The sequence below is a fragment of the Streptomyces sp. RK62 genome, assembly GCF_018070255.1.
Taxonomy (GTDB): domain Bacteria; phylum Actinomycetota; class Actinomycetes; order Streptomycetales; family Streptomycetaceae; genus Streptomyces; species Streptomyces nigra.
This window is the reverse complement of record NZ_JAGPYD010000001.1, coordinates 486,572-509,523: the sequence shown is the minus strand read 5'-3', so window position 1 is coordinate 509,523 and position 22,952 is coordinate 486,572. Positions and strand designations below refer to the sequence as shown.

The following is a 22,952-nucleotide window of genomic DNA, read 5'->3' as shown; positions in this document are numbered from 1 at the left end:
ACCGTGCCGCGACGGTCACCCGGACCGATTGAGTCGAATGACTGTCGTCGGTGACCGCGGCCCGGCGCGCACGGGGTCAGGTCCCTTCGAGGGCGTCCCGCAGGGAGGCGCGGGAGGAGATGCCGAGCTTGGGGAAGACCCGGTAGAGATGGGCGCCGACCGTGCGCGGGGAGAGGTAGAGCCGGGCGCCTATCTGCTTGTTGCTCAAGCCGCTCGCCGCGAGTTCGGCGATCTGCCGCTCCTGGGGGGTGAGGGCCGCGCCGGTGGCGGCGCTCCCGCCGGGCAGCCCGGCGGCGCGCAGCTCGGCCCGGGCGCGGTGCAGCCAGGGGGTGGCACCGAGCCGTTCGAAGGTGTCGGCGGCCAGGCCGAGAGCCGTCCGGGCCGCCACGCGTTCGCGGGCGCGGCGCAGCCACATGCCCTGCTCCAGCCGGATCCGGGCCAGCTCGAAGGGGAAGTCGGCCCCGCCCGGATGGGTGACCGCCCGCTCGAACAGCGGTCCGGCGTCGGAGTCGTCGCCCGTCATCGCCAGCGCCGCGGTGGTCACGAGGTCCAGGCGCGGGGAGACGGCCGGGAGGCCCTGGTCGCGGGCGGCGAGGGCGTGCCGGCGGGCCTGGTCGTGGCGTCCGCTGTGCACGGCGGCCTCCACCAGGTCCAGCAGGGTGCGCAGGGCCTGCTGGGAGTACGGGGTGAAGGTGCCGGGGACGGTGAGGCCGCTCGCGTAGGTGTACGCGCTCTCGTAGTCGCCGGTGGACAGGCCCAGGGCCGCGCCGATCGCCTCGGCGAGCTGGGTGAGGTGGCCGACGCCGCGCGGGCGGGCCCAGCGGTCGACGCGGTCGAGGGCCGCGCGGGCGGTGCCGCCGTCCCCGCGCCAGGCCGCGAGCAGACCGAGGAAGCCGTGGTACTGGTGCTCGAACAGCCGGTAGCCGTGGGTGACGGTGAGGGCGAGCCCGCGGCGGCCGGTCTCCTCGGCGGCGTCCCACTCGCCGCTGGAGATCTGGTCGAGCATGACGAGCTGCAGCAGCGTCATCGCGTTGGTGACGGCGCCGCTGCCCGTCTCGCGTTCGGCGACCCGGCGTACCAGCGTCCGGTGGTCGGCGAGCGCGTCCAGATAGTACGCGGCCACGCCGTGCCGCATCACGTCCCACGGCTGGCCGTCGCCGAGCTCGCCGAACGCGGCCAGCACCCGCTCGCGCGCCCCGGCCCCCGTGCGGGCCACGTCGCCCCAGGCGTCCCGGTAGAGCGGGGTGGCTCCGCCGACGCGGTCCCCGTCCCGGTCCGTCAGCGCGTCGCTCACCCGCCACAGGGCGGGGTCGGCGGAGAACATGCTGACGCCGAGCAGCAGGTTCAGCAGCCGTGCGCGGATCCCGTCGTCGGCGTCCGGCGGGAGCGCCCTCAGTTCCGCGGCCAGCCTGCGGTGGGCGGAGCGGACGTCGCCGTCCTCGTAGAGCACGCTGTAGGCGTACGTGATCACGGCGGTCGGTGAGGCGTCCGTGCCGGCCAGCTGGTCGGAGGCCGCGCGCAGTTCGCGCGCCTGGTCCAGCAGCGCGGACTGGGCGGCGACGAAGGCGGCCTCGCCGAGGCGGCGGGAACGCTCGGCCACGGTGGGACTGAGCTCGGCGGCCCGGGTCAGCAGGGTGAGGGCGGCCGCCGAGCCGCCGCGCGCGGTGGCGGAACGGGCGGCGCGCTCCAGGACGACGGCGACCGATTCGTCCGGGTCGACGGTGGCCGCCGCGAGGTGGGTGGCGTGGCGTTCGAGTTCCCCGCGGTGCAGCCGGGCCAGGTCGGCGTGGGCGGCCCGGCGTTCGTTGGGCGTGGCGGACTGCAGCAGGGCGGAGCGGACGAGCGGGTGGCGGAAGACCAGGTCGCCGGTACCGGCGTCGGTGGTGAGCAGGCCGAGTGCCACGGCGTCGTCGACGGCGCGCAGCGGGCGGCGGGCCCGGCCCGGCAGTGCGCCGGTGCCGTCGAGCGCGGCCCGCAGCAGCTCCGCGCGCTCGGCCCGGCCGAGGCCGGCGATCCGGTCGCCGTACAGCCGCTCCAGCCGCCGGGACAGCGGAAGTTCGGGCCCGTCGGCGGGGCCCGCGGCGGCGGGCAGCTCCAGCAGGGCGAGGGGGTTGCCGCTGGCCTCGTCGAGGATCCGGCGGCGGACCGGCGCGGTCAGGCCGGGGCTGGTGGTGTCCAGCAGCCGTGCCGAGGCCTCGGCCGACAACGGGGGCACGGTGAGTTCGGGAAGCCCGGCGCCGTCCCACGGTGACGGTGTGTCGGCCCGTGTCCCGACCGCCATGTGCACGGCGTGTCCGGACAGCCGCCGGGCGATGAACCGCGCCACCTCCGCGCTCTGCGGATCCAGCCAGTGCGCGTCGTCGGCCACGAGCAGCAGCGGTACGTCACCGGAGGCCAGGGCCAGCAGATCCAGGACGGCGACGCCCAGGGTCATCACGGACGGCGGCTCACCCGTGCTCCTCCCGAAGACGATGTCGAACGCGGCCCGCGTCGCCGGCTCGAGCGCGCCGGCGTCGGCCAGCAGCGGATGCAGCAGCTGGTGCAGCCCCGCGAACGCCAGTCCGGCCTCGGCCTCCACTCCGGCGGCGCGGACGACGCGCTGCCCCAGGTCGGCCGCCCGCTCCGCCGCCACGTCCAGCAGCGCGCTCTTGCCCACCCCGGGCTCGCCACGCAGCACGAGCGCCCGCCCCTCGGCGGCGGCGACGAACGCCGTCAGCTCGCCGATCTCCCGCTCCCGCCCCACGATCGGACCCGCATGCCCCATGCGCTCATGCTGCCCCTTGTGAGGCCGGGCCGCCGCCCGAACGGCCGCGGCCTTCGCGGTGGGCGTCAGACGCGGGGGGTCAGCAGGTCCGGCATGCCGATGCGGGCGTAGAACTCGGCGCGGACGGTGTCGGCGACGTCGCTGACCCGCTGGGAGCCGTCGTCGGCCGGGTCGATGGTGGTCCGGAACGGCCGCTCGCCCTTGGGTGTGCCGACGATGCGGACGATGGCGCGGGCGACGTCCTGGACGTCGGCGTCGGCCGGGGCCAGTGCGGCGAGAGCCTTGCCGACGTCGTCCATCAGCCCGCCGTACAGGGCGTCGTAGGCCTCGGCCGTGGCCGTGTCCGACGGGTGCATGGCGTGGGCGAAGTGATTGGTTCCGGAGGTGAAGGAACCGGGGACCACGAGGGCCGTGTCGATGCCGAAGCGGCTCAGTTCGACGGCGTAGCTCTTGGCGAGGTGGTCCATGGCGGCCTTGGCGCCGAAGTAGGGGCCGAGGTAGGGCGGGGTCCCGCCGTAGGTGCTGGACGAGCCCACCCACACCAGCAGCCCGTCGCGGCGCTCGCGCATCTGCGGGAGCACGGCCCGGTTGACGCGCTGGGTGGAGACGACGTTGGTGTCGTAGATCTCGGCGATCTGCTCCGGGGTGAAGGACTCCGTCGGGCCGAGGACCATGTGCCCGGCGTTGTGGACGACGACATCGATCCGGCCGGCCTCGGCGACGGCCGCGTCCACGGACTCCTGGCTGGACACGTCGAGTTCGAGGGGGCGCAGGTCGACGCCGTGCTGTGCGGCGTAGGCGCGGGCGTCGGCGACGGCCGGGGCGTTGCGGCCGGTGGTCTGCCGGATCCCGGCATGCACGGTGTGGCCGGCGTCGGCGAGGGCGCGGGCGGTCAGGGCACCGAAACCGCTGGAGGCGCCTGTGACGAGGACGGTGTACGGCATGGCTGACTCCTTGGGACGGGGGGCCGGTCAGGCGAAGGTGATCACGCTGCGGCCGTGGGCGGAGCCGTCGGCCATCGCGTCGAGGACGCCCGGCGCCTGGTCGAGGGTGATCGGGGTGACCTCGGGGAGGATGTCGTGGGCCGCCGAGAACGCCAGGGTGTCGCGCAGATCGTGCGGGGAGCCGGACGGCGAGGCGGCCACGTGCAGCCGGTTGAGGATCATGGGCTGGGTGGGCAGGGTCAGCGGCTCGGGGCCGTAGCCGAGCAGCAGCAGGGTGCCGTCGGGGGCGATGCCGCCGAGGGTCGCGGCGGCCGCCTCCGTGGAGGGGGCGGCGTTGAGGACGACGTCGGCGCCGCCCCACGCCTTCAGGGCGTCCGCCGGGTCGGAGTCGGCGGTGGCGACGAACAGGTCGGCGCCGAGCGCCTTCGCCTGGTCCTCGCCGCGCCGGGACCGGCCGATCACGGCGACGCTCGCGCCCATGGCGACGGCGTAGCGCACGGCGAGGGCGCCCACACCGCCGAGACCGACGACCGCGACCCGCGAGTTCGCGGTGGTCCCGGCCTGCCGCAGCCCGTTGAAGGCGGTGAGGCCGGCGCACATCAGCGGGGCCGCGGCCACCGGGTCGAGGCCGTCCGGCAGCGGGGTGACGAACCCGGCCTTGAGCAGCACGTACTCGGCGTAACCGCCGTCGGCCACCACACCGGTGACCCGCTTGCGCGGGCACAGGATCTGGTCGCCGCGCACGCAGTAGTCGCAGTGGCCGCAGGAGTCGTACAGGAACTGTCCGCCGACGGCCGTGCCGACCTCGGGGAAGGTGACGCCCTCCCCGACGGCGGTGACGACGCCGGTGATCTCGTGCCCGGGCACCACGGGGAACCGGGCGAAGGGGTAGTGGCCGCGCAGCAGGCTCAGATCGGAGAAGCAGACGCCGCAGGCGGTGACCTTGACGAGGACCTCACCGGCGGCGGGGTGCGGGAGGTCGAGGTCGTCCAGGGTGAGGGGGAGATTCGCGCCGGTCGCTACGGCAGCACGCATGGCGGGCTCCAAGGGGGTTCGGGAGGGAGGACGCCGGTGAGGTCCCGGCCCTTCCGAGTCTTGGGGCCCGTCTCCGGGACGTCCAATGCCGGTCCTGACGGGATTGATGCCGAGGTTGCATCGCCGCAGGTCAGGGTGCGTGCCCGGCGGCACGTGCCCGCGATGACCACACCGCACGGCTCGGCGGGATGCCGGCCCGCGACCGCGATGCCGCGGGTCTACGCCGGATGCCGGCCCGCGACGGCGGCGCGGGCCGTCTCCACGAAACCGCTCACCACGGGTGAGCGTCGCCGGGTCGGCCAGGCCAGTGCGACCTGGCCGGGTGGTACGCCGGTGACCGGCACGTAGGCGATGTCGGACCGGGGGAACGCGGCCGCCGCGGACCCGGGGACGAAGGCGATCCCGCGTCCGCCCCGGACGTAGCCCAGCAGTTCCTCCATGTCGTGGAAGGCGGGGCCGTGGTCGGGCCGGGTGCCGTCGGGGCGGGGGTCGGCGTTCCAGACGGCCGACCACGCCTCGCTCGCCTCGGCGTACTCCAGGACCCGTTCGCCGGCGAGGTCCGCGAGGGCGATCTCGCCGTCCCGCGCCCGGGGGTGGCCGGCGGGCAGGACGGCGTTCAGGCGTTCGGTGTAGAGCGGCAGGAGGTCCACGCCGTCGGTCTCCAGCGGCGGCCGGACGAACCCGACGTCGACGCCGCCGTCCAGCAGGGTCCGCGCCTGGCTCCACCAGCGCAGCCGCACCAGTTCGACGGAGACGTGCGGGAAGCGTCCGGAGAACGCGTTGAGCGCCGGGCCGACGTCCGTGCCCAGCATGAAGCCGACGACCAGCGCGTCGGATCCGGCGCCGATCCGGCGGGCCCGTTCCTGGGCGGCCTCGGACGCGGCGAGCAGCGCCTTGGCGTCGTGCAGGAACTGCTCGCCGGCCGGGGTGAGCGCGACCTCGCGGGTGCTGCGGGTGAACAGCTCGACGCGCAGCTCGTGTTCCAGCTGGCGCACCTGGCGGGACAGGGCGGGCTGGGTGACGTGCAGGGCGACGGCCGCCTGCCCGAAGTGCCGGCGCTCGGCCACCGCCACGAAGTAGCGCACCTTGCGCAGGTCCAGATCGATCGGCCTGTCGCGCATGGCCGGACCCGCCTTTCCGGCGGCCTCCTCGGACCCGGCGCCGCCGTCCGCCTCTTCCCGTTCACGCTATACGACGGCGGGATGCCGGGCCGACGGGCGTCCGGCAGCCCCGCGGCGCCAGGAACGGCACCGGCACCGGCGCCGGATCACCCCGTGGCGTCGACCAGCGCCAGTTCGTGCAGCCGGTCCGGCGGGCCCGGGCGGGCGTAGTACCAGCCCTGGGCGGTGTCGCAGCCCAGGATGCGCAGCTGCTCGGCCTGCGCGCCGGTCTCCACGCCCTCCACCGTCACCGCGAGGTCCAGGCTGTGCGCCAAGGACACGATCCCCTCGACGATCTTGAGGTCGACGGGGTCGGCGGGGAAGCGCTGCATGCTCTGGGTGAACGAGCGGTCCAGCTTGAGGACGCTCACCGGCAGCCGGCGCAGATTGGCGAGGTTGGAGTAGCCGGTGCCGAAGTCGTCGAGGGCGATGTCGACGCCCATCTCGGCCAGCCGGCGCAGCGGCTTGAGCAGGGCGTCGTCGGCGCCGATGAGGGCCGACTCGGTGACCTCCAGGCAGAGCGCGTCGGGCTGCACACCCGCGCGCTCCAGGATCTCGACGGTGTCCTGGACCAGTCCGGGGTGGGTGAGCTGGCACGGCGACAGATTGACGTTGATGCGGAGCGGTCCGTCGTCGTGGTACCGCTCCCGCCAGGCGCGTGCCTGACGGACCGACTGCTCCAGCACCCACCGGCCGAGCGGCACGATCAGGCCGGTGTGCTCGGCGAGCGGGATGAACCGGTCCGGGCCGAGGATGCCGTGCTGCGGATGCAGCCAGCGCACCAGGGCCTCCGCGCCGCGCACACTGCCGTCGCCGAGGTGGACCAGCGGCTGGTACTCGATGAAGAACTCGCCCCGGTCCAGGGCCGTCGGCAGCGCCGTGGTCAGCCCGTGCCGGGTGATGGCGCGGGCGTCGGCCTCCGGGTCCGCCAGTTCGAAGCGGTTGCCGCCCGCCGACTTGGCCCGGTACATGGTGATGTCGGCGCTGCGCAGCACCTCCGCCGCGCTGCGCTCCCCGGCCGGGCCCTCGACGATGCCGATGCTGCCGCGCACGGTCAGCTCCCGGCCGTCGACGCTGATCGGCGCGAGCAGGGCGTTCATGATCCGGGCGGCGAGCTCGTCGACCTCGCGTTCGGTGCCGGGGCCGGTCGTGAGCGCCACGAACTCGTCGCCGCCGAGCCGCGCGACCATCTCGCCGGGCGCGGTGGCGCAGGACTGGAGCCGGTCGGCGACCTCGACGAGCAGCCGGTCGCCGGCCGCGTGGCCGAGGCTGTCGTTGACGGTCTTGAAGCCGTCCAGGTCGAGGTAGCACAGGCCGAACCGCTGGCCCTCGCCCGCGGCCAGCGCCTTCTCCAGGCGCTCGAAGAAGAACGTGCGGTTGGGCAGACCGGTCAGGGCGTCGTGGGTGGCCTCGTAGCGCAGCCGCAGATTGAGCAGCCGGCGCTCGGTGGTGTCCTCCATGAGGGCCAGCTGGTACTGGGGCGCGCCGTCCGCGTCTCGCAGCAGCGAGACCGTGAGGTTGGTCCACAGGACGGTGCCGTCGGGGCGGTAGAACGCCTTCTCGAGGTGGTAGTGCTCGCGTTCGCCGCGGACGAGTTCCTCGTAGAGCTTCCAGGTCTGCGGGGCGTCCTCGGGGTGGGTCCAGTCCCGTACCTTGCGGGACTGCATGGACTGCGCGGAGACGCCGAACATCCGCAGCAGCGCGCCGTTCACCTGGAGGATGTTGCCGTCCAGGTCGGCGATGCCGATCCCTATGGCCGCGCCCTCGAAGACCGCGCGGAACCGGGCCTCGGTGGCGTGCAGGGCCTGCGCGACGACGCCCTGGGCCTTGAGGGCGGCCGCGGAGATCGCCTCCTGCTCGGCGAGGGTGCGGGCGCGCAGCGCCTGGGCGTATCCGGCGGCCATGGCGTGCTGGAGCCGTGCCGAGCGGGCCCTGAGGTCCTCCTGGTCGCCGTCGCCGCCGCAGTAGAGCACCAGGTAAGCGTCGACGCAGTCCAGTGAGCGGCTGAGCGCCTCCGGGTCGGTGCAGTGCGCGTCGACCAGGGCGGCGCCGACCGCCTTGCCCTCGTCGGCGTCGAAGGAACGCGCCCGCAGGGCGTCGCTCAACCGCCGCGCGAGCGGCATCAGTTGTTCCTCGAACTCCGGCCGGGTCGACGACGTCGAGGTCACCGGGAAGACGGCCCGGCTCCAGATCGTCGCGAACCGGCGCAGTCTGTCCTCCGGCTCGTCGGCCCCCGCGCTCACGCCGTACGCCCCACGCCGGCGAACCCGGAACGGGCCCATCGGTCGTCGTCCTCCGGTTCGGTGTCCGGGCGCCAGAGCGGCATCGGCACCAGTCCGGGTTCCACCATGTCGTACCCCTCGAAGAACCGCGCGATCCCGTCGCGCGAACGCATGATCAGCGGGTTGCGGATGTCCTCGTACACGTCGACCGTGCCCTTGGCCCGCTCCTGGGACAGCGGGATGTTCTCGTACGAGGCGTGCGTGAGCACCAGCATGCTGCCGGGCGCGAGCGCGTCGCGCAGTTCGGCCACCGCTCCGTACGGATCGTCCTCGTCCTCCACGAAGTGCAGTATGGCAACGAGAAGCAGCGCGACCGGCCGGTTCAGGTCGATCAGTCGCCCGACCTCGGAACTGGACAGGATGTCCTGGGGCTTGCGCAGGTCCGCGGCGACGACTCCGGTGTCGTCGTTGCCGGCCAGGACGGCCTCGCTGTGGGCGACGGCGACCGGGTCGTGGTCGACGTAGACCACGCGGGCTCCGGGACTCGCCGCCTGGGCGACCTCGTGGACGTTGCCGAACGTCGGGATGCCGGAGCCGATGTCGAGGAACTGCGTGATGCCCTCGTCGACGGCGAAGCGCACCGCGCGCCGCATGAACGCCCGGTTGGCCTGCATGATCTTGGGCAGGCCCGGCATGAACTCCATGGCCTTGCGGGCCGCTTCCCGGTCGACCTCGAAGTTGTACGACCCGCCCAGGTAGAAGTCGTAGATGCGCGAGACGCTGGGCACCGTGATGTCGATGCTCCGGGGGGCCCAGGCGGGGCGCTCCATCTTTTCTCCAACACGTAGGCGATCCGGTGTTCGAGCTGAGGCTACTGATCGCCCGCCAATGGAGCGAGCAGAAACGGAAATTGACCATCCGTTCCCGGTCACTGCCGCTGGCACGTGCCGTGCCGGGGCCCCACGCACTTCCCCTGAAAACGACCGAAGCACGGCACACGGGTCCGCCCCCTGAGCGGTGGGCTTCAGGGGGCGGACCGGGGCCGTGCGCGCGGATCAACCCTGGGGAGGTCTGATCCTCACTTCTCCGACGCGCCGACCGGCTTGCCGTCGGGGCGGATGGCGAACCAGGTGCCGCCGACGCCCTGACCGTTGGTGTCGCCGGGCTTCTTGTCGCCGGCGAAGGTGTAGATCGGCACGCAGTCGATGGTCTGCTGCCTGATCCCGTCGGGCCGGTCGAAGACGACGTAGCCCTGGCCGCGCGGACCGGAGCCCTTCAGGTCGATGCCCTTGGTGTCCTTGGCGTCCACCGGCTTGATGACCGGCCACTTCTTCAGGCACTCGCCGGTGCAGGCCGTCTTCATCGGCCAGGGCGAGTCCTTCATGAAGCGGTAGACCGTGTGCCCGTTGCCGTCTATGACGATCTCACCGAGCTTGGGGTCCTTGCGGGTGGACAGGCCCGGCAGATCGCTGGTCTGCGCACCGGCGCCGCCCTGCGCCTTCTTGCCGTCGGGGGCGAGCGCGTACCAGGTGCCGCCGACGCCCTGGCCGTTGACGTCACCGGCGTTGATGTCCTTGGCGAAGCGGTACGCCGGCCAGCCGTCGACGGTGAGCTGCTTGGTGCCGTCGGACCGGGTGACCGAGCCCAGGAGGGCCTTGTCGATGCCGGCGCCGGCCTCGACGTCGTCGGCGGGGACCGGGGGCCACTTCTTGGCGCACTCGCCGTCGCAGTTGGACTTGGCCGGGTCGGCGGTGTCCTTGTCGAACCGGTAGAGGGTCAGACCGCCGCTGTCGGTCAGCACCTTGCCGAGCTCGGCGTTGGTGGACACGGACAGTTCACCGGCGGTGGAGGTCTGCGCGCCGATGCCCTCCTGGCCGGGCGCGCCGGCGTCGGCACCGCCGAGGCCGGTGCCCGCGGAACCGTAACCGCCGCCCGTGGCGGCCGTGGCTCCCACGTTCTGACTCGCCGGCGGGGTGGTCTCCTGGCCGCATGCCGTCGTCAGCGCCAGCAGCGCCACGGCGCTCACCGCGAGCGAGGCGCTCCGCCACGAGGTCTTCATCGTCAACTCCCCAGACTCACAAGGGTGTCGCAGCGCCCTGCTGCGCCGCCGCACGACGAGGAGTACGCAGCGGAACCCCGTCCGTGTTCAACGAGCGGCCGAAATTCTTTCGGGAACCTGTGAAACCCGGTCGGGCCGCCCGTCCCCCGTTCGGGGCAATCCCTCCGTTCCTCGGCGTGTGGCGGTCGACGGCGACTCATGATCTTCGTCGTGCACGGACCCGAACCCAGACAATCCACCCTTGCCGCACGGTTGTTGCCCGTGGTGGCGCTGACCTGGCTGCTGGTGACGGCGCCGGCCGGGACGGCGGTGGCCGACGCCTGCGCCTACGCCGACACCGGGCCCGGCGGCGTCCAGGCGGTGGCGGTCGCCGGAAGCCTCACCTGGCCGACCCCGCCGCAGTGCCCCCCGCCGACACCGACCCCCACTCCGACGCCGACGCCGACACCGACGCCCGAGCCACCGCCCCCGCCTCCTCCGCCCGAGCCGAAACCCGAGCCCAAGCCGAAGCCGACACCCAAGCCGACGCCCAAGCCGGAACCGACGCCCCGGCCCGCGCCCCCGCGGCCGGCGCCCCCACCGACCCCAACGCCCACACCCCCTCCGGCGCCCGCTCCCGCGCCGCCGAAGCCGAAACCGAAACCCCCGCCGCCCGCGCCCGAGCCCAGCCCGACCCGCGTCCACTACCCGCCGCACCGCGCCACCCCGCGACAGCAGGCGGCGAGCGGCGCCACGTCGCCTCTGACCTTCGTCCTGCTCATCGCGGTTCCCGCCATCGCCGCGGTCGCCGCCCTGCGCCCACGCTGACTTCTGGAGGATCCCCTTGCCGGAATGGCTTGTTCTCACCCTCGCGATGCTCGCCGCCTGCGGTGTGGTGGTGATCATCACCCTCGTGCGGCACCGGAGGGCCCCCGAGGACGAGGACCCCTCCGAGACCCCCGACGTCATCGAGTACATGACGATGTGGATCGGCGTCGTCTACGCCATCGTCCTGGGCTTGGCCATCGCGGGCGTCTGGGAGGGCCGCAGCGCCGCCCAGGACCACGTCCAGGCGGAGGCGGTGGCGCTGCACGAGATCTCGGAACGGGTCCGGGTCTACCCGCCCGAGATCCGCGACCGCATTCGGGACGATGTCAACGCCTATGTCGGACACGTCGTCACCACCGAGTGGAAGACCATGGCGGACGACGGCGACCTCACCGACCGCGGCACCGCGCTGCTCCAGCGCCTCCGTGAGGACGTCACCGACTACGAACCGCGGACTGACTTCGAGGCGCAGGCCTACCAGCCGCTGGTCGACCAGGTGACGGCGGCCGACCAGGCGCGGATCGCCCGCGGCGACTCCACCGGCGCGACCATGCCGGGCGTGGTGTGGTTCGGGCTGCTGGCCGGGGCGGTGGTCACCATCGGCATGGTGTTCGCCCTGCAGATCCGGCGCACCCCACGGGAACTGGTGCTCGCCGGGCTGTTCTCCGCGCTGATCGCCTTCCTGCTCTTCCTGATCTGGGACTTCGACTCCCCGTACAACCACGGGGCGGCCGACGCGGCACAGCCGTTCCTCGATCTCTTCCCGGACGCGAGGGACTGACGCGCCCTCGTCCCGCAGCACGCCGGGGGACGCACGCCGCCGCACCGGCAGCGTCGCCCGGCCGCAGCAACGCGTTCCCCTGCCCGGCCCACACGGTTGCCCCATTCGTACGACAGCGATCGCGCGCGTGTGCGCCCGTTCCTAGCGTTCCGGACATCGAGGCGCATGTCCGGCGCCTCGGGGACGGGAGGAACACCATGCGAGCGATACGCGTCGCGTCGGCCGCACTGCTGGGCGTCAGCGCCCTCGTCGCGTCCGCGCCCGCCGCCCACGCGAGCGGCGACAGTTCCGGCTTCTGGGCGAGGGTGGTGCCCGACACGGTGGAGCCCGGCGGGCGGGTGCGGCTGCACGCCAACGGCTGCGACCAGAGCGTGACGGTGTCCTCCGGAGTGTTCGACACGGTCGTGATCCCCCGGTGGCGGACCACCGCCAGGGTCACCGTCGACCGGGACGCGAGGCGGGGCGCGGTGTACGAGGTGTCCTTCTACTGCGGCACGTTCTGGCAGAGCGCGGACCTGCGGATCGCCGGCGGCCGGCCCGATCCTGATCACCGTCCGGACCACCCGGACCACCCGGACCACCCGGACAAGGGGGTCAAGGCCGGTGCGGGCGGGAGCCTCGCCGGGTTCGACCTCAAGGAGATCGGTCTGGGGGCCGCCCTGATCACCGGTGCGATCGGCACCGCGTACCACCTCTCCCGCCGTCGCGCCGACGAGAGCGACGCCTGACCCCGCTCCCCCGTCACGGCCTTCGCCCCGGTCCCCTCTGGTGGGGGGCCGGGGCGAAGGTCTGTGGACGTGCGTACGGCGGTCGAGGGGGTGGCCGGTCAGATCTGCCTCTCCGCCCGGCGCCGCATCCAGAACAGGCCGCCGCCCGCGAGGGCCGCGGCGATCAGCCCGCCGCCGATGGCCATGTCGGTGGGCGTGGCGCCCGTCGACGAGCTGCCGCCGAGACCGCCGCGGACACCGCCGACGACGGTGAAGGCGGCCGGGTTGGTCAGGGTCCGCCCACCGCAGTTGACGGTGATGCTGTGCGAGCCCGGACGGGCCTTGTGGTCGACGGTCGCGGTGCCCCGGGCGGTGCCGCCGCCGGTGGGCGACAGCGTCGTGGGCCGGAACGCGTCCGAGGTCGCGGTGCCGCCGGAGTGGCAGCCGTCGACGGTGATGGTGAGCTGTCCGCCGCGGGCGATGACGCTGGGCAGCGCCCTGATGTTGCTGGGGCCGGGCATGCCGTCCCGCGCGACGGCCGCCGGGGCGGCGACGCCGAGAGCGACGACCGCGGTGGCAGCGGCCGCCAGGGTACGTGTGGTACGCATGTGATCCTCCGCGGAAGACGCCCCGGGTCCCGTCCCCGGTCCGATCGGCGAGAAAGCGCCTCCCAGAAAGACCCTCAGTTGCCGTGCGCAGGGCCGCATTTCGGCGCTGGTCCGTCCTGGTGAGGGGACACGCCGGGCGACAGCCCCGCACAGTGGATCACCGCAGGTCACGCACCGTCAGAATTTTCCGGGGGCCCGCACCCCGTATGGCGCACCGAAAATCGCCGGGCCACCCGTTCGTCTCTGCCCCGTCGCCGGGCGGCCGCGCGGGACTTAGCGTTCCGGTATGCGCGAAGGACGCGGCGACGGCCGGGTCGAGAGGGGTTGTACCGATGTCTGGGTCCGAGCAGCAGGAAGAGGAGGAGCGGCGCAGGACGCGCGCGCCGTGGGGCGTGATAGCGCTGGTGCTGCTGACCGGTCTCGCGCTGATCCGCAACGGGTCCGGGGAGTTCGACGTCGGCCCGCCCCAGCCGGCCTCGGCGGCGGCGGCCGACAACCGGCTGCCCGGCCGGCTCGCGCAGTCCGTGAAGCCGCTGCCGTACGCCATGCCGAACCAGGTGCGGATCCCGGGCATCCGGGTGGACGCGCCGATCATCCCGGTCGGCCTGGACGCGGACGGCTGGGTCGCCGCGCCCCCGCCGGAGGACCCGAACCTGGCGGGCTGGTTCACCGGCTCCGTGACACCGGGCGAGAAGGGCACCGCCGTGGTCGTCGGCCATGTCGACAACACGAAGGGGCCCGCGGTGTTCTACGGGCTGGGCTCGCTGGAGAAGGGCAAGCGCGTCGAGATCGTCCGCGAGGACGGCAAGACGGCCGTGTTCCAGATCTACGGCATCGAGGTGTTCGAGAAGAACGACTTCCCGGGCGACCGGGTGTACGCCTCGAAGGGCACGGCCGAGCTGCGGGTCATCACCTGCGGCGGCGGCTTCTCCAAGCAGACCGGCTACGACGGGAACGTGGTCGTCTTCGCCGGCCTGGTCGGGGTCCGCTGAGCGGTCCCGGCCCGGGCCGGCCGGCGGACCGGCGGTGTCACACGAGCCGCCGGTCGGGGACGGTCAGGTGGTACCCGGAGTCCAGCAGTGCCGGCAGATAGGCGCGCAGGGCGGCGACGCTCTGCGAACGGTCGCCCCCGGCGTCGTGCGAGAGCACCACGACGCCGGGGGCGGCGCCGTCCCGGACCCGGTGGACGATGCGACGGGTGCCCGGCTCGGTCCAGTCGAGGGTGTCCACGGTCCACGCCAGCGGTTCCATGCCCAGGTCGGCGCCGAGCTGGAAGGCGGTGCGGTTCCAGGCGCCGTAGGGGGCGCGGAACCAGGCGGGGCGCTCGCCGCAGGCCTCCTCGACGACATCGCTGGTGCGCTCCATCTCGGCGCGCATCCGGCGGCGGCCGAGCCGGGTGAGCAGGGGGTGCGACCAGGTGTGGTTGCCGACGACATGGCCCTCGTCGGCCATGCGGGCCACGAGGCCCTTGTTGTAGTCGGCCATCTCGCCGCACACGAAGAACGTGGCCCGGACGTCGTAGGCGCGCAGGGTGTCCAGGATGTACGGGGTGTAACGGGGGTCGGGGCCGTCGTCGAAGGTCAGCAGCATGGTGCGGCCGCGTGCCGGCATCCGCAGCAGCGGCGCGCTCCGTACCAGGGGCCGGAGGGGCGCGGCCTGGGGTGCGCCGTAGCCGGTGAGGGGCTGGAGGCGGTAGGAGTTCGGCTTCCGGGCGGGGTGCGCCTGGGGGCCGGCGGCCGGGGCGGCGGCCCGGACGGGGTCGTCGTCGCCCGCGACGGCCGCGAGAACTCCGGCGGTGCCGGCGGCCGAGACGGCGGCGGCGCCGGCGACGAGCAGACGGCGGCGGGTGAGCAGACGCGGGGGCAGCTGATCCTTCGTCATGACTCATGGGTCGCCCGGCCGCGGACCGGCGCACCAGTGCGGCACCGGGACGGCGGCATCGAAGCACCCGGGCGGCGGAGCCCTTTGGGATGAGACACCCCGGACCCGGTCAGCGGCGGCGGACGAGCGGGAAGGGCAGGGTCTCACGGATCGTGAGGCCGGTGAGGAACATGACGAGCCGGTCCACGCCGATGCCGAGCCCTCCGGTGGGCGGCATGGCGTACTCCAGGGCGTCGAGGAACTCCTCGTCGAGCTCCATCGCCTCGGGGTCGCCGCCGGCGGCGAGCAGCGACTGGGCGGTGAGGCGCCGGCGCTGTTCGACGGGGTCGGTGAGTTCGGAGTAGGCGGTGCCGAGTTCGGTGCCGAAGGCGACGAGGTCCCAGCGTTCGGCGAGCCGGGGATCCTCGCGGTGCTGGCGGGTGAGCGGGGAGACGTCGGTCGGGAAGTCCTTGTAGAAGGTGGGCAGCTGTGTCCTCTCCTCGACCAGCCGTTCGTACATCTCCAGGACGACGTCGCCGTGGCCGTCGTCGGCCGTGTAGGGCACGCCGACGCGGTCGCAGTGCCGGTGCAGCCGGAGCAGTTCGGTGCCGGGGGCGATCTCCTCGCCGAGCACCTCGGAGATCGCGCTGTACACCGTCTTGACCGGCCAGCGCCCGGAGATGTCGTACTCCTCGCCGTCCTTGCGGGCGATCTCCGAGCCGAAGGCGGCGCGGGCGCAGCCCTGGATGAGGTCGCGGACGAGGTCGAGCATCACGTCGTAGTCGGCGTACGCCTGGTAGGCCTCCAGGATGGTGAACTCGGGGTTGTGCTTGTAGTCGACGCCCTCGTTGCGGAAGGTGCGGCCCATCTCGAAGACCTTCTCGACGCCGCCGACACAGAGCCGTTTCAGGTACAGCTCGGGCGCGATGCGCAGATAGAGGTCGAGGTCGTAGGCGTTGATGTGGGTGGTGAAGGGGCGGGCGTTGGCGCCGCCGTGGATCTGCTGGAGGACCGGTGTCTCGACCTCCAGATAGCCACGGTCGAGCAGGCCCTGGCGCAGCGCCTGGACGGCGGTGGAGCGGGCGCGGACGGTGTCGCGGGCGGTGGGGCTGGAGACCAGGTCGAGGTAGCGCATCCGGACCTTGGTCTCGGGGTCGGCGAGGCCGCGGCGCTTGTCGGGCAGCGGGCGCAGGCATTTGCCGATGAGCTGCCAGGAGGTGACGAAGACGGTGGGTTCGCCCTTGTCGCTGACGCCGGCCCGGCCGGTGGCGCTGATCAGGTCGCCCATGTCGCAGTCGGCGGTGAAGCGGTCGAGGGCGGCGCCGGACCCGGACCGGGTGAGGGCGAGTTGGTGGTCGCCGGACCAGTCGCGCAGCACGGCGAAGACCAGTCCGCCGAAGTCGCGTACCAGCATGACCCGGCCGGCGACGGTGACCTGCTGGCCGGGCGGGACGTCGGCGAGGGCGTGGGTGCGCTCGGGGATGCCGACGGGGTAGGGGTCGACGCCCGCCGCGCGCAGCCGGTCGAGGGTGCGGTGCCGGACGCGGACCTGTTCGGGGAGTCCGGCGTCGGGCGCGGCCGCGGCGGCCTCGTCCCCTCCTTCGAGACCGAGTGCCGCGAGCGAGGGCAGACCTTCGGTGGTCGCCGGGCGGGGCTCGTGCCGGGGGCGCCCCTTGCGGTGCAGCTTGCGCAGCGACGGTACGGAGACGAAGCCCTCGGCGATCCCGGAGGCCAGGCCGATCCGGGCGAGGGAGGCGGCCTCGCCGTAGCAGAGGAAGCGCGGGTACCACTGGGGGCGGTACTTGGCGTTGGAGCGGTACAGCGCCTCCAGCTGCCACCAGCGGGAGAGGAGCAGCAGCAGGCGCCGCCACATCCGCAGCACGGGTCCGGCGCCGATCCGGGCGCCCTCCTCGAAGACGGAGCGGAAGACGGCGAAGTTCAGGGAGATCCGGCGGATGCCGAGCTTGGGGGCGGCCGCGCACAGCTCGGCGACCATGAACTCCATGACGCCGTTGGGTGCGCGGCGGCGGTCGCGGCGCATGAGGTCCAGGGAGACGCCGTCGCGGCCCCAGGGCACGAAGGAGAGCAGCGCGATCAGGTCGCCGTCCTCGTCGAGGGCCTCCACGAGGAGGCAGTCGCCGTCGGCGGGGTCGCCGAGCCGGTCCAGGGCCATGGAGAAGCCGCGTTCGGTCTCGGTGTCCCGCCAGGCGTCGGCCTTCCCGGTGATGGCGGCCATCTCGGCGGCGCTCAGGGTGGAGTGGCGGCGGACCCGGCAGTGGGCGCCGGTGCGCCGGACGCGGTGGACGGCCTGCCGGGTGACGCGCATGTCGCGGCCGTCGAGGTCGAAGTCCTGGACGCGCAGGACCGCCTCGTCGCCGAGCTGGAGGGCGCCGAGTCCGGCGCGGGCGTAGGCGGTGGCGCCGTCCTCGGAGGCGCCCATGACGGCGGGCGCCCAGGCGTAGCGGCGGGCGAGGTCCTGCCAGGCGGCGATGGCGTGCGGCCAGGCCTCCCGGTCGCCGACCGGGTCCCCGCTGGCGAGGCAGACGCCGGCCTCGACGCGGTAGGTGACGGCGGCCTTGCCGCTGGGCGAGAAGACGACGGCCTTGTCGCGGCGGGTGGCGAAGTAGCCGAGGGAGTCCTGGTCGCCGTAGGCCCGCAGCAGGGCGCGGATGCGTTCCTCCTCGTCGCCGTGCAGGGCGGCCTCCATCCGCTGCGAACGGAACAGGGTGGCGGCGGCGTTGAGGAGGGCGAGCGCGCCGAACAGGCCGAGCACGAAGGACAGGGGGCGGGGCGGCCGGCCGTCGTAGCTGGTGCCGGAGACGAGGCCGCCGCAGACCCGGTCGGCGGCCCAGGCGAGCCGCTGCCCCTGCGGGAGGGTGCCAGGGAACAGCTCGACCAGGCCCCAGCCGATGAGGATGCCGACGGCGAGTCCGGCGACGAGGACGCCGAGGGCGCGGCGGACGGCGGCGCGGCGGGACTCGGCGTAGAACTCCCCGCGGGCGGCGATCAGCAGCGCCAGGGCGAGCGCGCACACGACGAGGGAGGGGACGGAGTCGGCGTAGTCGCCGACGACCGTGCCGATGAGGTCGCTGAGGACGAGCAGGCCCAGATAGACGACGACCAGCCACCAGGCGACCTTCTTGCGGGCGGCGGTGGCGGCGGCGAGCAGGAAGAGGAAGACGGCGTAGGCCAGGTTGGCGCTGACGGGGACGATGTTCTGGTCGAGGGCGCGGACGACGGGGCGGAGCGCGGTGCGCAGCGGCGGGATGAGGGCCAGCAGTACGCAGAACAGGCCGAGGGCGCCGAAGAAGGTCGCGAAGCCTTGCGGGACCTTGCCGAGAACCCGGTGTGCGGGGGGCCTCGTCGAGTCCGTGGCGCCCTTCCCCCGGGCGGTCTCCACGGTGGCAGTCATTCTTCGACTCTAGGAACGCGGCGGGCTCCTCGCCCGTCGAGCGGCCTGCCCGGCGGCCGGAGCGGGGGCTTCCGATAGCCTCCGTGGCGTGACGGAACAGCACGCGCACCAATTCGAGCGGGGCACCGACGGTCCCAAGGTCATCGTGGTCGGCGTGGACGGCTCGGAGTCGTCGCTGCGCGCCGCGGCCTACGCGGCCGGGCTGGCCAGGCGGCAGCGGGCGCTGCTGGCCCTGGTGTACGTGCAGCCGGTGGTGACGGCGGGGGTCGCGCTCGGGGCGCCGGTCGCGGAGACGACGGACGAGATCGCCGAGGAGCTGATCGCCTATCTGCGGGAGGCGACCGAGCGGGTGAAGGGGATATTCGATCTGCGCTGGGAGTTCCACACGTTCCGCGGCGACCCGTACGGCGGCCTGGTGAAGGCGGCGGACGAACTGAAGGCGGACGCCGTGGTGGTGGGCGCCTCGGAGCAGGCCGGGCACCGGATCGTCGGCTCGGTGGCGGTACGGCTGGTCAAGGCCGGGCGCTGGCCGGTGACCGTGGTGCCGTAGCGCCACCCGTGGCCGCCGTGCCGTAGCCGCCGTGCCGGGCCGCTGTCAGGGGGCGCGCAGGAAGTCGAGGACGATCGCGTTGAAGTCGTCCGGCTTCTCCATGTTGAGGTAGTGGCCGACGCCGTCGATGGTGGCGGTGCGGCCGTGCGGGACGGCCCGTGCGAGCCGTTCGGCGGCGTCGAGCATGTCGGCGGGTTCCAGGGAGCCGTTGAGGGCCAGGAGCGGGACGTCGAGCTTCGGCAGCCGGGCCCAGGAGCCGGTGACCGGGACGAGTCGGTCCTTCTCGTCCGGCGTGTGCTTGGAGATCGTGTGCAGGGCCATCTCGCGCAGCCGCCGGGCGATCTCGGGGTCGACGTCGGAGGCGTCGCGGTGTTCGCCGGGGAGCACCCGCAGGAAGGCGGTCAGCCAGCCCTCGATGTCGCCGGCGCCGAGGGTGCGCGCGTACTCGGCCTGGATGCCCCGCGTCCACGGGTCCGTGTAGGTGAAGTCGCCGGTGGCGGCGCCGCAGGTGACCACGGCCCGGACCAGGTCCGGGTGTTCCAGCGCGGTGTCGGTGGCGACGACGCCGCCCATGGAGACGCCGACGAGGACCGCGGGGCCGGTGCCGAGGTGGCGCAGCAGGGCGGCGAGGTCATCGGCCCAGCGGAAGGGCTTGGTGGCGTTGGCGGAGAGGCCGTGGCCGCGTACGTCGGGGGCGATCACCCGGTGGTGGGCGGCGAGTGCCGGTATCTGATCGGCGAAGGCGCGGTGGTCGACGTATCCGGGGTGGATCAGGACGACGGGGTCGCCGGAGCCGGTGTCGAGGTAGGCGAGGTCGCCGTCGGCCGAGGGGAAGAAGCTGGGTTCCACAGCAGCTGTCATGACAACCAAGGTGTCATCTTCTCGCGATTTTGACAACCGAGGTGTCATGATGGGCGGGTGAACGACACCGGCAAGCCCCTTCCCCCCGACGAGCTGGGCCACCGGCTCACCGAGGTCTTCGACCTGGTGGGCCCGCTGTACCGGCTGACCCAGCGCAAGGTCGAGCAGGGCGAGTCCGTCGAGGGCCTGTCCGTCACGGTCCGGGCGGTCCTGGACCTGCTGCACAAACGGGGGCCGCTGACGGTCCCCTCGATGGGCCGCGCCCTGGCGGTGAGCCGCCAGTTCTTGCAGCGCACCGTGAACGAGGCGGCCGCGCAGGGGCTGGTGGAGAGCATCCCCAACCCGGCCCACCAGCGCTCCTCGCTCATCCGGCTCACGGACCCGGGCCGCGAGGCGATCACGGCCGTGCTCGCGCGTGAGCACCGGGCTCTGCGCGAGACCGGCGGCGAGCTGACGGACGCCGAGGTGACGGCGTGCGTACGGGTGCTCGGCGAGCTGCTGCGGCTGATGGAGCGCGCCGACGGCGGCTGACCCGGGCCACTCCGCCATGGCCGGGCCGCCCTCCACCCGACCCGGCCACTTCCCCATCGTCGGACCGTCCCTCGCCGCGCCCCGGCTACTTCCCCATCTCCAGGCCGTCCTCCGCCGCGCCCCGGCTGAGGACGACGTCCCGGATGCGGTCGCGCACCCCCCGCAGGTCCGCGCCGCCCGCGATGGCCCGGTTGAGGTCGACCGTGCGGCCGGCGTCGACGTCGAAGAGCTGCGGGAGGAACTCCGCCTTCGCCACCTCCCAGCGACCGCCCTTCTCCTCGGGCGGCTCGAAGGTGAACCGGCCGAGCGTGGACTCGTTGCCGCGCGGGTCCTGCACGCCCTGGTCGTTGTACATCGGGCCGGCGATCTGGTCGCCCATGCCATAGACCACCCAGGTGCCGTTGACCTTCTCGTAGGCCTGCGGGACATGGGCGTGGGTGCCGAGGATCAGGTCGATGTCGGGGCGGTCGCCGGTGCGCGCGGCGGTGAGGTCGCGGGCCAGGGTCAGCTGCTCCTCGTCGGGGGCGTCCTGCCACTCGGTGCCCCAGTGCAGGGACACCACGACGACGTCGGCGCCGGCCTTCCGGGCGGCGCGGGCGTCCGAGACGACCTTCTCCTTGTCGATCAGGTTCACCGCCCAGGGCTGGCCGGCCGGCAGCGGCAGATCGTTCACCCCGTAGGTGTACGACAGATGCGCGACCCGGGCCGGTCCTGCCCGGAACACGGTCGCGGTGCGGGACTCGCCCTCGGAGCGGGCGGTGCCGGCGTGCTTCACCTTCGCCTCGTCGAGGGCGTTCAGTGTGCGCAGGATGCCGGCGGCGCCGTCGTCCAGGCTGTGGTTGGAGGCCGTGGAGCAGCCGTCGTAGCCGGTGGTGGCGAGAGCGCGGGCGACCTCCGGCGGTGACTTGAACAGGGGGTAGCCGGTGTACTCGCCGTTCTCGCCGTAGACGGTCTCCATGTGACACAGCGCCAGGTCGGCGGCGGAGACGACGGGCTTCACCCCGGCGAGCATCGGACGGAAGTCGTACCCCTTGCCTCCGGCGTCGAAGCGCGCGCGGTCGATGACGGGCGTGTGCGGCAGCACGTCGCCGGTGGCGACGAGCGTGAAGCCGCGGGGACCGGCGGAGGGGCCCGGTCGGCCCGCGACCTCGCGGTTGTGGGCCTGGCAGGCGGCGCCTGCGGCGAGGACGGCTGTGACAGCGATGGCCACAAGCCGACTGCGTGCGATCATCAGCTCACCCCTTGTGGTCGTATATACGCATCAAATAGGTACGAAGCGGGACACCATCGCAAACAATTCGGCCACTCCGATTAGCCCGTCCGCGCATCGGCCGCAGGCGGAAGGGACCGTTCACCGCACCGTTCACCGACGCGATCGACCGTCCGCCGCAGGCCCGTGCGCACGCCCTGTCCCCCGTCGCGGGCCTGCGCTGCGATACGGCCATGACGGCCGGAACGACCCTCACGAACAGGACGACCGCCGAGCACGAGCTCGCCGCACTGCAGCGGGAGCACGGCCGGCCCCTCTTCGCGCTTCTGCTCCGGCTCTGCGACGGAGACCGGCAGCGGGCCGAGGATCTGGTGCAGGAGACGCTGGTGCGCGCCTGGCAGCATCCCGAGGCCCTGCGCGCCGACGACTTCGACTCCGTCCGACCCTGGCTGATGACCGTCGCCCGGCGGCTCGCCATCGACGCGCGACGGGCGCGGCAGGCGCGGCCGGCCGAGGTCGGCGACGCGGTCCTGGAGAACGCCCGCGTCATGTCCGACCACGCCGAGCGGGCCGCCGAGGTGCTCGACGTCCGCGAGGCTGTGAAGACTCTCACTCGCGAGCACCGTGACGTCCTGGTGCTCGTGTACTTCCAGGGGGCGAGTGTGGCGGAAGCGGCGCAAACCCTCGGTATTCCGCCCGGTACGGTGAAGTCGCGCGCCTACTACGCGCTCCGCGCCCTGCGCAGGGTGCTTCCGGGATACGCGCCCGACCTGCGGTGAAACCGAAGGCCGAGTCAAACCTCCGTAAAGCGCCTTGCTGAACACCCCGGTTGAGTAATCGGCTGTCCCCATCCGTGTTCCGGATAGGGCAACGGCCCACGACCCCGGGGTGGGGCGACGCACCCACCGGAGGAAGGCAGGAAGGGATGCTGCACACAGGTCAGGAGAGCACGGACGGCACAGGCGGCGGTGAACTCACCGTCCCCATGGCGTGGTTGTACGCCGAGTACATCGCCGACGAGCTGCTGCGCACCGGTGACCTCATGCCACCGACGTCCTTCGAGTTCCGCGCCGGCCGTGACGCCCTGGCGCTGACCATCTTCCTGTCGGACACCGAGGGCGAGCTGTCCGGCATCCGGGTCGTCACCCAGCTGGAGACCTGGCTCTCCCTGACCGCCTACGACCAGCCGTGGCAGTACTGGGTGCGTGAGCGGATGGCCGAGCTGGCGGCGCAGGCCGCCGAGTCCGGCGCTCCCGCACCCGATCTGCTGCTCGCCGAGGCGGCCTGGCGCTGGCTGCAGGAGACCGAGCTGCTCGCACCCGATCTGAACGCGGTGCCGGGGGGCGGCAGCGTGTCCGGCGAGGACGAGGGACCCAAGGTCTGGACGCCCGCCTGGCAGCTCGGACTGCCCCTGGGACACCTGGCCATCCACCTTTTCTGA

20 protein-coding genes are annotated in these 22,952 nt (G+C 73.3%); 8 read left to right on the top strand and 12 right to left on the bottom strand.

What is annotated here, in order from left to right:
- Nucleotides 1-76: 76 nt before the first annotated feature.
- The 7 genes from KBY32_RS02140 to KBY32_RS02110 all read right to left on the bottom strand — a co-directional run bounded on the left by KBY32_RS02140 (nt 77) and on the right by KBY32_RS02110 (nt 10,184).
- A complete protein-coding gene (locus KBY32_RS02140) occupies nt 77-2,764 on the bottom strand; it encodes an AAA family ATPase (RefSeq protein WP_210978603.1) in 2,688 nt (895 codons plus the stop codon).
- A 65-nt stretch (nt 2,765-2,829) separates the two neighbouring features.
- Complete coding sequence (locus KBY32_RS02135) at nt 2,830-3,708, bottom strand: SDR family oxidoreductase (RefSeq protein ID WP_055618966.1); 879 nt, start codon at nt 3,706-3,708, stop codon at nt 2,830-2,832.
- A gap of 27 nt (nt 3,709-3,735) precedes the next feature.
- Nucleotides 3,736-4,743 (bottom strand): alcohol dehydrogenase catalytic domain-containing protein, encoded by a 1,008-nt coding sequence (locus tag KBY32_RS02130; RefSeq protein ID WP_055618967.1) that lies wholly within the window; start codon nt 4,741-4,743, stop codon nt 3,736-3,738.
- Nucleotides 4,744-4,961: 218 nt separating this feature from the next.
- The gene (locus KBY32_RS02125) at nt 4,962-5,864 is read right to left on the bottom strand and encodes a LysR family transcriptional regulator (protein ID WP_247688876.1); all 903 of its coding nucleotides are present in this window, start codon (nt 5,862-5,864) and stop codon (nt 4,962-4,964) included.
- Between the two features lie 146 nt (nt 5,865-6,010).
- A complete protein-coding gene (locus tag KBY32_RS02120) occupies nt 6,011-8,146 on the bottom strand; it encodes a bifunctional diguanylate cyclase/phosphodiesterase (protein ID WP_055619521.1) in 2,136 nt (711 codons plus the stop codon).
- Complete coding sequence (locus KBY32_RS02115; protein ID WP_210978602.1) at nt 8,143-8,955, bottom strand: SAM-dependent methyltransferase; 813 nt, start codon at nt 8,953-8,955, stop codon at nt 8,143-8,145. The genes KBY32_RS02120 and KBY32_RS02115 overlap by 4 nt, the downstream gene beginning before the upstream one ends.
- Before the next feature lie 248 nt (nt 8,956-9,203).
- Nucleotides 9,204-10,184, bottom strand: coding sequence for an SCO0930 family lipoprotein (locus KBY32_RS02110; RefSeq protein ID WP_210978601.1), 981 nt, complete (start codon nt 10,182-10,184; stop codon nt 9,204-9,206).
- 261 nt (nt 10,185-10,445) lie between these two features.
- Between KBY32_RS02110 and KBY32_RS02105 the strand changes: the two genes are divergently transcribed.
- The 3 genes from KBY32_RS02105 to KBY32_RS02095 all read left to right on the top strand — a co-directional run bounded on the left by KBY32_RS02105 (nt 10,446) and on the right by KBY32_RS02095 (nt 12,500).
- Entirely contained in the window at nt 10,446-10,991 is a 546-nt protein-coding gene (locus tag KBY32_RS02105; RefSeq protein ID WP_308293646.1) for a hypothetical protein, read from the top strand.
- 16 nt (nt 10,992-11,007) lie between these two features.
- Entirely contained in the window at nt 11,008-11,772 is a 765-nt protein-coding gene (locus KBY32_RS02100; RefSeq protein WP_108709760.1) for a DUF4239 domain-containing protein, read from the top strand.
- Between the two features lie 197 nt (nt 11,773-11,969).
- Nucleotides 11,970-12,500 (top strand): hypothetical protein, encoded by a 531-nt coding sequence (locus tag KBY32_RS02095; protein WP_210978599.1) that lies wholly within the window; start codon nt 11,970-11,972, stop codon nt 12,498-12,500.
- A gap of 98 nt (nt 12,501-12,598) precedes the next feature.
- Here the strand turns inward: KBY32_RS02095 and KBY32_RS02090 are convergent, their stop codons facing one another.
- Nucleotides 12,599-13,087 carry a hypothetical protein gene (locus KBY32_RS02090; RefSeq protein ID WP_055618973.1) on the bottom strand — a complete coding sequence of 163 codons (489 nt, stop codon included), beginning with the start codon at nt 13,085-13,087 and terminating at the stop codon, nt 12,599-12,601.
- 332 nt (nt 13,088-13,419) lie between these two features.
- Between KBY32_RS02090 and KBY32_RS02085 the strand changes: the two genes are divergently transcribed.
- Entirely contained in the window at nt 13,420-14,079 is a 660-nt protein-coding gene (locus KBY32_RS02085; RefSeq protein ID WP_210978598.1) for a class F sortase, read from the top strand.
- 37 nt (nt 14,080-14,116) lie between these two features.
- Here the strand turns inward: KBY32_RS02085 and KBY32_RS02080 are convergent, their stop codons facing one another.
- Together KBY32_RS02080 and lysX are read right to left on the bottom strand one after the other, a co-directional pair.
- Nucleotides 14,117-14,968, bottom strand: a complete 852-nt coding sequence (locus KBY32_RS02080; protein WP_210978597.1) for a polysaccharide deacetylase family protein — start codon at nt 14,966-14,968, stop codon at nt 14,117-14,119.
- Between the two features lie 109 nt (nt 14,969-15,077).
- Nucleotides 15,078-18,359 carry a bifunctional lysylphosphatidylglycerol synthetase/lysine--tRNA ligase LysX gene (gene lysX / locus KBY32_RS02075; RefSeq protein WP_210978596.1) on the bottom strand — a complete coding sequence of 1,094 codons (3,282 nt, stop codon included), beginning with the start codon at nt 18,357-18,359 and terminating at the stop codon, nt 15,078-15,080.
- A gap of 88 nt (nt 18,360-18,447) precedes the next feature.
- On the opposite strand from lysX, the gene KBY32_RS02070 reads away from it, so the two are divergent.
- Nucleotides 18,448-18,909 carry a universal stress protein gene (locus KBY32_RS02070; RefSeq protein ID WP_055618977.1) on the top strand — a complete coding sequence of 154 codons (462 nt, stop codon included), beginning with the start codon at nt 18,448-18,450 and terminating at the stop codon, nt 18,907-18,909.
- Between the two features lie 45 nt (nt 18,910-18,954).
- Here the strand turns inward: KBY32_RS02070 and KBY32_RS02065 are convergent, their stop codons facing one another.
- Nucleotides 18,955-19,770 (bottom strand): alpha/beta fold hydrolase, encoded by an 816-nt coding sequence (locus KBY32_RS02065; RefSeq protein WP_210978595.1) that lies wholly within the window; start codon nt 19,768-19,770, stop codon nt 18,955-18,957.
- Between the two features lie 57 nt (nt 19,771-19,827).
- Here KBY32_RS02065 and KBY32_RS02060 point away from each other — a divergent pair, with 57 nt between their 5' ends.
- Complete coding sequence (locus KBY32_RS02060; protein WP_210978594.1) at nt 19,828-20,301, top strand: MarR family winged helix-turn-helix transcriptional regulator; 474 nt, start codon at nt 19,828-19,830, stop codon at nt 20,299-20,301.
- 85 nt (nt 20,302-20,386) lie between these two features.
- Here the strand turns inward: KBY32_RS02060 and KBY32_RS02055 are convergent, their stop codons facing one another.
- Nucleotides 20,387-21,532 (bottom strand): CapA family protein, encoded by a 1,146-nt coding sequence (locus KBY32_RS02055; RefSeq protein ID WP_055618980.1) that lies wholly within the window; start codon nt 21,530-21,532, stop codon nt 20,387-20,389.
- Between the two features lie 212 nt (nt 21,533-21,744).
- On the opposite strand from KBY32_RS02055, the gene KBY32_RS02050 reads away from it, so the two are divergent.
- Entirely contained in the window at nt 21,745-22,290 is a 546-nt protein-coding gene (locus KBY32_RS02050; protein WP_210978593.1) for a sigma-70 family RNA polymerase sigma factor, read from the top strand.
- Nucleotides 22,291-22,436: 146 nt separating this feature from the next.
- Complete coding sequence (locus KBY32_RS02045) at nt 22,437-22,952, top strand: hypothetical protein (protein ID WP_210978592.1); 516 nt, start codon at nt 22,437-22,439, stop codon at nt 22,950-22,952.